Annotated in this window: 10 protein-coding genes; 7 read left to right on the top strand and 3 right to left on the bottom strand. The window is 40.4% G+C overall.

The window, feature by feature from the left end; genetic code table 11:
- Positions 1-75: 75 nt before the first annotated feature.
- A complete protein-coding gene (locus JMX50_RS00125; protein WP_201627995.1) occupies positions 76-1,299 on the bottom strand; it encodes a hypothetical protein in 1,224 nt (407 codons plus the stop codon).
- A gap of 564 nt (positions 1,300-1,863) precedes the next feature.
- Between JMX50_RS00125 and JMX50_RS00120 the strand changes: the two genes are divergently transcribed.
- The 7 genes from JMX50_RS00120 to JMX50_RS00090 all read left to right on the top strand — a co-directional run bounded on the left by JMX50_RS00120 (position 1,864) and on the right by JMX50_RS00090 (position 10,976).
- Complete coding sequence (locus tag JMX50_RS00120) at positions 1,864-2,778, top strand: inovirus-type Gp2 protein (protein WP_201627994.1); 915 nt, start codon at positions 1,864-1,866, stop codon at positions 2,776-2,778.
- A 130-nt stretch (positions 2,779-2,908) separates the two neighbouring features.
- A complete protein-coding gene (locus tag JMX50_RS00115) occupies positions 2,909-3,196 on the top strand; it encodes a hypothetical protein (RefSeq protein WP_201627993.1) in 288 nt (95 codons plus the stop codon).
- Between the two features lie 94 nt (positions 3,197-3,290).
- Positions 3,291-4,286, top strand: a complete 996-nt coding sequence (locus tag JMX50_RS00110; RefSeq protein WP_201627992.1) for a DUF932 domain-containing protein — start codon at positions 3,291-3,293, stop codon at positions 4,284-4,286.
- A 122-nt stretch (positions 4,287-4,408) separates the two neighbouring features.
- The gene (locus JMX50_RS00105) at positions 4,409-5,551 is read left to right on the top strand and encodes a YqaJ viral recombinase family protein (protein WP_201627991.1); all 1,143 of its coding nucleotides are present in this window, start codon (positions 4,409-4,411) and stop codon (positions 5,549-5,551) included.
- Between the two features lie 129 nt (positions 5,552-5,680).
- On the top strand, positions 5,681-6,592 hold the full coding sequence (locus tag JMX50_RS00100; RefSeq protein ID WP_201627990.1) for a hydrolase or metal-binding protein: 912 nt from the start codon (positions 5,681-5,683) through the stop codon (positions 6,590-6,592).
- A gap of 168 nt (positions 6,593-6,760) precedes the next feature.
- A complete protein-coding gene (locus JMX50_RS00095) occupies positions 6,761-7,012 on the top strand; it encodes a helix-turn-helix transcriptional regulator (RefSeq protein WP_227670840.1) in 252 nt (83 codons plus the stop codon).
- 604 nt (positions 7,013-7,616) lie between these two features.
- Positions 7,617-10,976, top strand: a complete 3,360-nt coding sequence (locus tag JMX50_RS00090) for an autotransporter domain-containing protein (RefSeq protein ID WP_201627989.1) — start codon at positions 7,617-7,619, stop codon at positions 10,974-10,976.
- Between the two features lie 586 nt (positions 10,977-11,562).
- Here JMX50_RS00090 and JMX50_RS00085 read toward each other — a convergent pair.
- Together JMX50_RS00085 and JMX50_RS00080 are read right to left on the bottom strand one after the other, a co-directional pair.
- Complete coding sequence (locus tag JMX50_RS00085; protein ID WP_201627988.1) at positions 11,563-12,084, bottom strand: hypothetical protein; 522 nt, start codon at positions 12,082-12,084, stop codon at positions 11,563-11,565.
- Positions 12,085-12,095: 11 nt separating this feature from the next.
- Positions 12,096-13,298, bottom strand: coding sequence for an AAA family ATPase (locus JMX50_RS00080; protein ID WP_201627987.1), 1,203 nt, complete (start codon positions 13,296-13,298; stop codon positions 12,096-12,098).
- Between the last annotated feature and the right edge of the window lie 22 nt (positions 13,299-13,320).

Raw genomic sequence — 13,320 nt, 5'->3', positions numbered from 1 at the left:
ACATAAATTGAAATTTTCAACATACTATCGACCAAAAGCTATCCTTAGACGATTAACCCTATCTGCCTAAGTTATCTAGCCCTTATTGAAAGTTTTTTTGTACGCATCTTCAATTATTTGGCTTATAACTTTGTTGGCAGTCGTTCCTTTAGCTTTGATGATAGAATCCAATTGATCTTGATTTTTCTTATATATCTTGACTTCACTTAAATCTTCGTTCTTGTTGCTCGCCGAGATTTTAATCCATGCGTCTTTCATGTTATCTATAATTTTAGCTCTATATGATATTTCTGATATTGACTCAAAATCAATTGTAGGGTCATTTGTATCTATCTTTTGAGTAAAGATTTCATACGTGTAATCTACGTTTGATAGGACATCGAGACTTGCTAAAATTAAATTGTACTTGTCTTCTAGAGAAGAGGGTATGAAAACATTCTGAAGTATGAAGTGGTCTCTCTTATTTGAGCTTAAATAGTTATAAGCCCATTCAATTTGATCATTATCATCACCCTTAAGCCACTTGATTTCTCTGTCAGTGCGGTTTCTAAAATAGTTGGATTTGATTGTTTCTATACGCCCAATTAACGGATGATTGTTTACGTCTACGGGGTTTGCATAGTACGGTAAGATAAGAGGGTTGTAATTGAAATTAATGGTCTCATGCTTTAAGTAATTTAAAATGTGCACAATTAACTCATTACCTCCAACCATAGTTTTATTGTAAAAAATACCTCGAACTAAATAAGCGATATGCAGAGCACTACGGAGATCACCTTTTATCCAGTTCAATGAGCTATCTGGCAGCTGGTTATTAATTTTAAATTGCATTAGCTCGTGAAAGTATGGAATTGGATATGGTTGAGACTTGAATATCCTGATCAAAGTGGATTTGAAGGCTCCCTTATCAAACTCGATATTATCTGATAAATACCCCAAATACATATTGTGCGCAAATACCAAGCTCTTGCAATCGTCCTCATTAAAACGTCCAATCGTATTATAAAAGTCCTCTAAGTTCTTCCAGCTTTGCTTCGCCTGGTAAAAATACGAGTCAGTACTAAATTTATATTGCTGAGCCAAGAAATATGCATTAGCTTGATTTAGCACTTCTTGATTTAAACTAGCAGATGGCTGATTATCCACTTTTATTAAAACCCCATTATTATCAGATGTAGCTGTTAAAGCCGTCGAAACATCTCCACTTTTTTCAACCGAGGTTTCGTAATTGTCGCTCAGCCGATCATCAATATGAGCCGAACTCCCATCATTATAATTCGAATTATTAGCGTATATCATAGCCAGATTTCCTTCAAGAAAACTCTTAAAAAGTGGGTTAATAGTCTATTTTAGTAGGAAAAAAGTATGTATTTACTACATAGAAACTCCCTAATATAGAGGCATGAGCAGTCTTATGCTCTTTTTTAGCTTAAAATAGACTAAATTTATTCTTTCATCTTTCTGCTTTGACTATACCTTGTATATAAGTTTCGTTCTAGCAATAAGTATGAGTAAATGCAGCCTAATATAAATGCTTCTTTTAGGCGTTATCTGCGTTCAATTGAATGGGTGATTTCATCACTAAGCAAGAACACTTAATGGCATGTTGTAACAGATCCAGTCCGCTAACTCCATCTTAATAAAAACTCCAGCGCAGACAGCAATCTACCATTAGCCCTGATAAAAAAACCTTAACCACACAAGCAAAAAGCTTCTCTTTAGCATATCCCCCTTAGTGGGTTATATATATTATTAATAATACAGTCATCATTTATTCTAGTGCTGAGAGTTGCGCTCTCAGCGAATATTATAAAAATACAGACTGACCTTACCCTATGAAACCAACTTCATAGGAGCACTACCATGCCGTATTCACATCTCAACCAACCGCTAGTTGTCGCTAATGTTCATAGTCTAGTTACAGATATACTGGCAAATACCATCAGCTTTGATGAGACCATGGATAAACTGAACGGTTTGTACAACCTGTTTATGAATCATCTCAATACTGAGTTGTTTTATTCACAGGCAGTGTTAGCATTTTTTAGTAGCACTCAAGCGATCGTTGGTGATACCTATCCAAAGAACGTGATTTGGGACCATGATAAAACACAGTGTTTTATCAACATACTGTCATGCTATAAAAATGATATTAATAATGAACGTCAGGCGTTCATTTATCAGGAATCTCAAAATAAGAGACAGTTAGAGTGTTATGTAAATAATCTGACTAGCCATTATTCAAGACTGCTCTTTATTCGTATCGATCTAAAGTACGCAGAGGAAACCAGCCATCATGTGTCCATTGATAGTTTTGACCAACACATGAGAAAGTTTAGAGAGCTGATCAGTAATAAGAAAACGTGCTTTGAACATCTTCAAGGTAATGCATGGGCTCTTGAACAAGGCGGTATTGAGGGCGGATTGCACTGTCATTTACTCCTAATATTCGATGGCTCAGAAAGACGAAATGACTGGTATCTAGCAAAAGAGGTAGGTGAAAAATGGAAAATGATGACAGGTGGCCTAGGTGAGTACTATAACTATCACGATGCAGAGACTAAGCAGAAGTATGAGCAAAATGGCAAATTGGGTATTGGCATGATCCATCGTGATAATCCTAGGGAAGTTGAAAACGCGATAACGTCAGCTTTATATCTAACCAAACCAAGCAAGCATGAACAGCAACTTAAACTGTGGATGCCAAACATGCGCACCTTTGGTCACGGTATTTATAGAACGCCTAAACGTAGAGGCTTACCATCCATATCAAAATAATTACAGATATATAGCATCCATATGAGATGAGCATCGATGTCAGCGTTGCCTTATCAATCTAATCCTAAACGTATCATCAAGGTCTGCTTTGTAGCAGGCCTTTTTTATGCGCCATTATCAAGGAGGTACTATGAAACCTATTTGTCCGAGCTGTCATTCAGCCCACGTTATCGAAAACATAGAGACCAGTACGCAAGGAATAACAGAGCATCTGTGCTCACCAAAGCTATTCGTTGGTCTTGGTGTGAGCGTCTGCAAGTACTACAAGATCAATCCCATGATTGGCATGGTCGCAGGCAGCGCCATTGCCACCGTTATTAATCTGGCACAACAAAGACTGATGCAGCCGCCACTCATTATATCGGCTGTCCTGCCGCGCTATTTGTGCAGTACCTGTCAGCATAGCTTTAGTCTCTGACGCCCTCATTTATTTAATCACTCAATGACTCATGTAGCAAAGCATGAAATCAATCAAACCACTTATTTTATTCAACAATAAAAGGAATATTCTCATGGCACATTTACTCGAATCTATGGCGTACGTCGGTGACACCCCTTGGCACGGTCTTGGCAACGAGCTATCTCCCAAGCAGCCTATCGAAGTCTGGGCACGTGAGGCGGGAATGGATTGGCGTATTGAATCATCAGACGTCAGCTATATGGCGAACAATGAAAAAGGACAAAGTCTAATCATGCCTTTTGACACCAATAAGGTGCTTTACCGCTCTGATAACTTAGAGCCATTATCAGTGGTCAGTCAGCGCTATCAAGAAGTGCAACCGAATGAGATCTTAGAGTTTTATCGGGATCTGACTGAACAAGCAGACTTTGAGCTTGAAACGGCAGGGGTTTTAAAAGGTGGTCGTAAGTTCTGGGCATTGGCTCGTACTGGTCAGTCTGCAACACTCAAAGGTGGTGATGTTAGTCATGGCTATTTGCTCCTTGCAACCGCTTGTGATGGCACCCTTGCCACTACCGCACAGTTTACCAATATCCGTGTGGTGTGTAATAACACCTTAGCAATCAGTCTGGCTGATGGCTCAGGAGGCGTGGTGAAAGTACCGCATAGCACCACCTTTGATGCAGACAAAGTAAAACGGCAACTAGGCGTATCTGTTAGTCAGTGGGATGACTTTAATTATGAGATGAAGCAATTAACCAATAGACGAGTGACGCAAGCAGAAGCCGCCAATTATTTAAACCGCGTGTTTAACGATGTTAAAGACGATGGCCTCATTTTATTTAATACGGCTAAGAAGGAAAAGGAAGCGGTTCCGAATGCTAAAGCGATGAATCAGGTGATGACTATGTTTAATGGTCAAGGTCGAGGAGCGGATCTAGCCTCCGCTAAAGACACCGCTTATGGCTTGCTGTCTGCCATGACGGAGTTTATTGATCATGAACGCCGTGCCATGTCGAGGGACCATCGCTTAGACTCAGCTTGGTTTGGTGCCGGAGCAAAGCTTAAAGATAAAAGCCTCGATGAAGCGCTGCGCTTAATTGCCTAGTCTCTTAATGACTTTGTTTACTTGATGAATCAACCACGCCTTTGCGCGTGGTTTTTTTATGCCGTCAATCAAACAAAGTACCGCATTACTTATTAATAATAAATCTAACGAAGGAATTCATCATGAACATGATCGCATTAAACAATACAACTACCACTCAGCCAAGACTTAAGCGTGCAACCGTTAAGGGTAAAGCATCGCGAACTGCTAAGCCTGAAACCAAGGGCAAACCAGCAGAGCTCACGCTAAAGCAAAATGAAGCGGTTGGTAGACCTACTCAAGCAAATACATCAACCACAGCTAAGCGTTTGATTAACACCAAATCGTTAAGTCGTGAAGACTGGCTACAATTTCGCAAGCAAGGTATTGGCAGCTCTGATGCTGCTGCCGCTTGTGGTATCCATCCGTACATATCTATGCTTGAGCTATGGATGATTAAGACAGGACGCATGAGCTCAAATATCGATCAGAGCATCGAGGGCTACTCGCCACTATACTGGGGCAATACCTTAGAGCCGATGGTGGCTAAATACTATCAAGAGCATACAGGCAATAAGGTACGCCGCGTAAACGCCATCTTGCAGCATCCTAATCCTGACAAGCACTTTATGCTCGCCAATTTAGACTATGCAATCACTGGTAGTGATGAAGTACAGATATTAGAGTGTAAAACTGCTGGGGAGCATGGTGCCAAGCTGTGGAAGGATGGTGTTCCGTTATATGTCACCTGCCAAGTGCAACATCAATTAGCGGTTACGGGTAAGCAGGCTGCTCACATCTGCGTGCTGCTATGTGGTCATGAAGCGAAGATTTATAAAGTTGAGCGTGACGAACGCTTAATCCAGTCCATCATGGAGCATGAGCGCCTGTTCTGGCAATACGTGCAGACCGACACCCCGCCAACGCCTGATCATAGTGAGTCAGCAGCAAGAGCCTTAAAACAGCTGTATCCAAACACTAAGCCTTCAAGCAAGGTCGATCTAACGGATGATGATGGCGCTAATAAACTGTTTGAGCAACTGCTAAGTTATCGTGATTACATGCAAGAGTTAGAGCAGCGTCATGATCAGGTAAAGCACCAGCTGCAAACGCTAATTGCCGACAATGAGGTCGCTGTATTTGAGAAAGGAGCTATTTCATGGAAGCGCTCGAAAGACAGTGTCGGTCTGGATAGTAAAGCTGTCATTAAAGCCCATCCTGAGCTATTAGCTACATTCAGTCAAACCCGTCAAGGTAGTCGTCGCTTTGTGGTCTTAAACGATTAAGCCATCAATTACTTAACCATCAATACATTCATCAACCGATCAAAGATAATCGATTAAAGTAAGCACATAACAGCCCACCCTAATCGGTGGGCTTTTTATGGCTAACTAAAACATATAAGGAATATCACTATGATTAAAGGTCTAACGATTACTCCACCAGTTTTAGGTCGTATCAGCATTGGACGTGTCATCGTCAAAGATGGCAAACGTCTCCCTGCCAAAGACGATCAATTCACCATCACCAGCCAAGTCCAAAATAAGGACGGCTGGGTAAACCACCCACTCGATGCAAAGCTACGCGAAAATAATGACGGTAAATTGAGGCAAATTCCCGTTCGTATGCTGTTTAATAATCCTGAATTAAACCTACGAGCTGAATATACCTTGTTTGATAGACAAACGGGCAGACCGTTATGCGTCGGTGACGGTGAACAATGCCAGCGTCGTACAAACAATGGTGTGGAAACACTGCCATGCCCATCACCAGACCGTTGCCCATTAGCGCAAGGCGGAGCCTGTAAGCCATATGGCAGACTCTACGTGAATCTGTCTGAAGAAGATGAGCTGGGCACGTTTATCTTTCGCACCACAGGCTTTAATAGCATTCGTACACTTGCCGCAAGGCTGAGCTACTTTGCTGCGGTGTCAGGCAATAAGCTGTCATGCTTGCCACTGCAATTAACGTTGAGAGGTAAAAGCACCACACAAAGCTATCGAACGCCGATTTACTTTGTTGACTTAACATTACGTGATGGGGTGACACTAAAGCAAGCGGTGCAGGATGCACAAGCGATAGATGCGGAGCTTAGTGAACACGGCTTTGATCAAGCAGCATTAGAGGAAGCGGCTAAGGGTGGTTATAGCAATTCGTGCTTTGAGGTTGATAGCGATGGTCTACTTGATGTGGTCGAAGAGTTTTATCCAATTGAGACAGATGACATCAGTAGCAATCAGCAGGGTAGCTATCAGAATGGGTTAGCCGCCCATAACGTGACTAGCATTGAGCAAGGCTTACGAAAAAGCGTGACAGCAGTGAGCTAAAACCATCGGGCTAGAGATGCGACATAAGAAGGAGCTGATCATTCAGCTCCTTCTTTTATTGTTTCATACAAGGCCAGTCACTGGACTACATGGGATGCCGTAAAAAAATATGGGACTCCCTAACTGTATGAGAGATGACGCTCTCATTAACTTATAAAGGAGAACACCATGGAACAGTTAAACGCTACACAACCAGTAATCGAGCAATGCAATCATATACCGCAGCTACTGGGTATTAAAGATGTTGGTCATTATACCGGTCTTAGTCGTTCTACAATCTACGAGATGGTCAATGAAAAATCTGATCGTTACGACCCAACGTTTCCTAAGAAGGTTCAACTGACACAGGTAAGGGTAGTATGGGTAGCAAGCGAGATTGCAGAGTGGATTAATAATAAGATAGATTCAAGATCGGCTTAAGCTTATCTAGCCGCCTTAACTTTAGAAAGTAAGGCGGCTTATTTTTTTTGGGTAAATAATACAATTCTGTAGGCTAGTTTTTTTTAGCGAACCTTACCCTTGTGTCTCTTATTAGAAATTACTAAGTATACATGGTGTAGGTCACATTCATCGGTTTGTAATGCTCAGTAAAGAGCATATACGGCATCAAGGTCAAAATGTCATAAAAATACCTACCATGTATGCTACCTAAAATAGCTGCAGTATTTCTCACTTGGTCAATTGTGAAAGATCTAACTGCAATTTAAGCAGCAAGGCTACCATTTACTTAGCTTTTAAATTTAAAGTATAAAAAATTATTCAGCAATTTCTGGTCTACGTTTCTCTACGCAAGGCCGATTCTATCAATAAGCTTTTGGTATCAGCCAAAAAATAAATATGAAGAAATTTCCTTTCTTTGAAGGAAGTAGCTCAATAATGAAATATTCACATATCTTCTTTTGAAGGTTTATCGAATATAGATATTCCTGTAAACAATTGTTTCCATAGCTCTTACTAGCGTAAGATACTGATATATAATTAATAGAGAGTTATATAACCGTTAACCATTCCTTAAGGTATAAGTATGAATCATGTTTATCGTGTAGTTTTTAATCACTCTTTAGGCGTTTATCAATGTGTCTCTGAACTTGCTAAATCTCGTGGAAAATCCTCAGGTAAATCTCAAGTATCTACTAAACTTATATTTGCTCCGCTAGCTGTAGCTATGGTTGGTTTATCGGGCACTGCAATGGCAGTTACCTATGATGATGGCAAGGTTCACGTAATTGATGATAATCCTTATGTTATTTCGGAAGATGTTATTGTTAGTGGTAAAGGTACTGAAATAGAAGCCAAATTTCCAACGATTGTAGGTAAAAATGGCAACGGTAAATTAACCTTAGTTGATGATGGGGCTTTAGACACATTTACACTTACTATTGGCCAAAACGAAGGCGCGAATGGTGAGGTTTTAATTGAAGGTAAATCTCCACTTTATCTCAAAAATGCCCTGACTATTGGTGATGCTGGTAAAGGGTTGTTCACATTGAAACATGATGACCCTAATGAAGCGCAAGGAGATGGAAACAGGCTCATCGTTTATACAGACGCTTATATAGGCAATAAAACTACTGGTGATGGTAAGTTAATCATTGATGGTGGCGGAGCTGATTTAGATCTCTATCGTAGCTTATATGTTGGAAATGAAGGTACTGGAAATTTCACTGTTAAGAATATAGGCGCAGTGAATATCGAAGAATCCCTTATCGTAGGTAGCAAAGCGAGCAGTAAAAACAACCTAGTTGAAGTGTCAACGCCAAGCAGGAGTGGGCCTCATTCATTTATTAATGCTGGCAAAGTCATAATAGGTGATGCGGGTGAAGGTGCTGTAAAAATCTCTACTTCTGGTAGTGTTAGCTCTAAGACTGACTTTATCGTCGCCAATCAAACTGGTAGCTCAGGGAGTCTTAACTTAGATAATGGATCAGTATCTTCTAAAGATGATTTTATTCTCGCTAATGGCGATGGTACGGTCGCTAACGCTACTTTGAGCGCAGATTCACGTTTGCGGTCTGATAAGAATATCATTATCGCTAATGGTGTAGACAGCGTTGCGAATTTGAATTTAGAAGGAGATAGTTCAGTATCTACGTTTTCTAATGACATTGTGATCGGAAAAAACAAAGGCGCTGTAGGAAATGTCACGCTAAGCGCATCAAGTTTGAACAGTGCAAACATGATTGTAGGACAGCAAGGTAATGGTACGCTGAATGTGAATAATGAGCCTGACAGTATTGGTAAGGTCAGTATCAGCGACACTACTTACGTCGGAGGTTTTGGTGAAAACGCTCAAGAAGCTAAAGGGGCGTTGAATATTAATAACGCCTCATTTAGAACAGGGAACCTTGTAATTGGTAATACTGGCTCCGGTATACTCAAGGCTAGCGGAATAGATAGCTATTTATCTGTTAAAGGTATAGAACGAAATATAGCATCAAAGCAGTCTGATATTTACCTAGATGGGACAACTGTTGAAATCAAAGCAGATCAGCCAAACTTGTTTGAAAATTTTACTAAAGACAACATTATTAAACTAGGTAGTAAAGGCGTCGTTTTTGAAACCGAAGCTTACGTGTTTAGTGCTGATAAGCCTGATGAGTATATTGCAACTGATGTGGTCATCAATCCAAATGCGGTCATTACAGGAAACGTTGGCAAGATTTCTTTTAAGGACGGTGGTGGTTTCGTAAAGACAGGTTCAGGTAATCTTGAGTTTTCTATGAGTAGTAAGCAGTGGACTGGAGATTTAGGTGTGGCAGAAGGTACACTTAAAATTAACGGTGATTACTCAATGGCAAAAGATGAAACACTAACTATTGGCGTATATGATGATAATAGCAACGGTATCATCGACAACAATGAGTATGGCAAGCTTGTTGTTAATGGTAATATTGATATTAGTGCAGGCGATCTATACGTTTACGCTGAAAATATAGCGAAAGTAAAAACAGACACTAATATTAAAGATGTTGTGAAGGGTAATACTCGAAAAGGTGAGTTTAAAGCAGTAAGTGACAATAGTCTATTAGTCGACTTCGAAGCAGAATATAACGATCCTAGTGCTGTTAGTTTAAAAATGGTTGCTCAAAAGCCAACTGATCCTAAGCCAACTGATCCTAAGCCAACTGATCCTGAGCCAACTGATCCTAAGCCAACTGATCCTAAGCCAACTGATCCTAAGCCAACTGATCCTAAACCGACCGATCCTAAACCGACCGATCCTAAGCCGACCGATCCTAAGCCGACCGATCCTAAACCGACCGATCCTAAGCCGACTATTAGTTCACCGTTTGTTGAGGCTATCAATAAGCAGTCCAATCGGTCCGCCCTAAGTCTCGCTTCCGTCCTAGATAGAGCAGTTGCAGACCGAGTAGCGAATGGTAACAATGACTTGGCCGATGATTTAATTAGCTCAACTGTTAACTTTAACCAATCTCAGCTAGCCATAGCAGCCAACCAATTACAGCCTTTATTTATGGGTGCCACTAATCGTATCATTACCGATACCAATTATGCGATTAGCGAAGCGATTACTGAGCATCGTCCAACCACGCCTGAGCGCAATCTTTGGGCAAAAATCATTGGTAGTGAAGGTAGTCATGATGCAGAAAATGGTATTACAGGTTACAACTCTGACGGTTACGGTGCCATCGTTGGTTTAGATACCCCTATTAATAGCAACCTAAATCTAGGTGTTGCAGTGTCCTATATCAAAACTGATGCAGATACTGATGGTAGCAACTTAGACCATGAGCTGACTGCTAAAAACTGGCAGATACTAGGCTATGGTAACTATGCTGCAAGTGCAGGCACTGATGTGAACTTTCATGCTGGTGCTGGCAGCAGTGATGTGAAGGGCGAGCGCCATCTGTCCATCTTATCAAACGCTACTGCAACCTCGGATTACTCTGTTGATACCTTACAAGCAGGATTGGGTGTGAGTCATCTTATCGGCGATGTACAGCGTAATATAACGCCATTTGCTCAGGTGAACTATGCACAAGCGAAGAGTGATAGTTATCAAGAAACTGGCGCTGGTGTTTATAATCTAAACGTCGATGAAAATAAATATGAATCAATGCGTTGGACAGCTGGGCTACGTATGTCACAGCTTTTAACACCAAAACTTGCGCTTACGGGTCAATTGGCCGCAGCAATTGAGAATGGCGATAAATATTCTGATATTACTGCCAGCTTCGTTGGTATGCCTAATGATAAGTTCACTACTATTGGTCAGGAAGTTGGTCGTGAGATTGGTATTGCCGGTATCGGTCTTAGCTATACAGCGTCGCCTAATATGAAAATATCAGCAGGTTATCGTGGGGAATGGCGTGACAATTACGATGATCAAGGCGCTAGTATCGCGCTACAAACAACGTTTTAATATTTAAATAGTTGTAAAATAAAAAGCTTGAATCTAATAAATTAGGTTCAAGCTTTTTTTACGCATGTAAAAAGTACTTTAAGTGATAAACAAAATAGTCAGTATCTGCCCCAATCACAATCGTCGATAGCCTACTAATAGCCTGCCATAAGGATGTCATGATTGCACTGATAGAACAGAACAAAGTGATTCTAATGGTTTAGTACAAGGATGGATAGAAAGATCAGCACTGAACGCCATATAAATGAGCGAAGATGAAAACTACCGTCAGCTGGTGTCTGCAAAAGCCACGAACTAGAAAAGAGATATCCAAGCAAAGTTAGATTTACGGATCAGACAGTTATAAACGCTGCATTTAGAGATATAACTGTAAATTAACGGCCATTAAAAAACTGGCTTAGCAAATGGCTAGTAGCATGAATTGCTTATCGTTGCCGTTATCGTGCTTTTTTGATCAATCTCAACCACCCCTTTATAAATGATTGAATCTACTGCTAATGGCAACTCCATTGACCAAATATAAAATAAAGAAGCTAATTTTGAGGGACAAGGTAGAGATCAGCAGTCCAATTTATAGAAGACTCAGCTATTTTCTTTGCTTATTACCTAATAATAAGCGTAGTGTCACGACTGTGGCATGATTGGTCTCATCGAGTACAGGCTTAGAGAATAAAGTCTCATAGCTCTTTGACAGAGCAGGACTATCAGACAATTGAGGGTGTAATGCGCTTTTGCATTTTTGCGCTGTATGGGGAATGTTTTGACCTAGCACGCTCAGTAACATGCCTTCCAAACATAGCGGCTCTGAATATAAAATAATAATGCCTGAATCTTTAGCAGCTTTAATATCTTGTTGATTAACAGGGACGTCGCTATCCATCAAAATGAACTTTTTATCGTAACCAACATGTAGGCTCTTTTTGACCGTATCTTTAATGATATCGTGTGGTGATCCGCCACTTGAAAAGTCTAAAGTGATTTTACTACCAGAGCGCCTTTCATGATAGATACTTTTCATATGACTTAAAAATGCCTTGTCGTGTTCACCTTCACCCATAACGAGTAGGGTGGTTTTGTTGACTGACCTAGTAGGTTTGCGCTTTGCCATAATCTAGCCCCTTATAGATTTGGTATCGCGTCAAACGCGCCAGCCATATATTTTGCATAAAGGTTATCGTCATTACGAACCCCTTCCATCTCATCTAACCGCCAAGCTTCTGAAGCCTGCTCATATTTTTCGACCAAATATATTTGATGCTTATTTAATAGATTAAACACCTCTGGAGTATGGCAACTGAAAATAAGCTGAGCATTATGAGGGTTATGATGCGATGAGCGAAATAAGTCAAAAATAGCCGGTAACAGCAGCGGATGTAAGTCGTTATCAAGCTCATCGATAATAGCTACGCCACCATTCTTAAGCACAGGTAGTATTAGGCCAAGCAAGCTATAAGCGGATTGTGTGCCATTAGACTCTTCATAAATCATAAGCTCAAACGATTCATCACCGACTTTATGAACTCCAAAGGGCAGCAGTACTTCTTGCTGCTTGCCTTCGTTTACCATCATCACGCTTTTTATACTAATCTCGTCAATGCCCGTATCAAACTGACAAAGTAACTTTTCAGCAGTCTGTTTTAAACCATCATCCTTTGCAAACAATTCAGTCATCTCAGGTATAGACTGGCTAAGGCTACCAAGCCTACCCATTGAGACTACATTAGTCTTGTAGTGATTGAACATATCAAAAATGGCTTCTGCCAATGGCTCATCGAGCAAATTGGCATAGCTGATAAGTGAGGCGTTTTTCTTCACATCATCAGCTAAAGAGGGGATAACAAAGCTACGATGTTTATAGTTAAGCTTGTCACCGTCATGACGACGTATAAATACATAGCTAAATTGGCTACTGGTCTTTTTGTACAATGCCTCTTTGACCACGCTATGCTGTGTCAAAGTCAGCTCATAGCGATACTCATCATAAATACCATCAGCATTTTTAAGTAAAAACCCAAATTCAAATTCTGATAATTCATTATTACTTAAGGCAAACTGGCTAAAAGAAATAGGTTGCTCTGAGTCAAGGCTGTTAGTAGATTCGCACATAAACCAACGTAAAAAGGCGATGGCTTTTAATAGCTGCGTTTTACCGGAGCCATTCGCGCCAAGCACAGCGGTGACTTTATTTAATCTATACTGATCTTGTGTGGTATCAACATAAAAATCATAGTCAGTCTTAGTAGGTTGTTTACCCAGAGTGAATAATACGTCAGTAGACTCTAAGTAAGAGTAAAAATTATTAAAGCGAATATAAGTAATCATATTTAGTCACTTTTAACAAAAT

It is taken from the genome of Psychrobacter maritimus, from assembly GCF_904846345.1.
Lineage (GTDB): Bacteria > Pseudomonadota > Gammaproteobacteria > Pseudomonadales > Moraxellaceae > Psychrobacter > Psychrobacter maritimus.
Note: the sequence above shows the minus strand (reverse complement) of the source record. Positions and strands in the feature narration are given on the sequence as shown.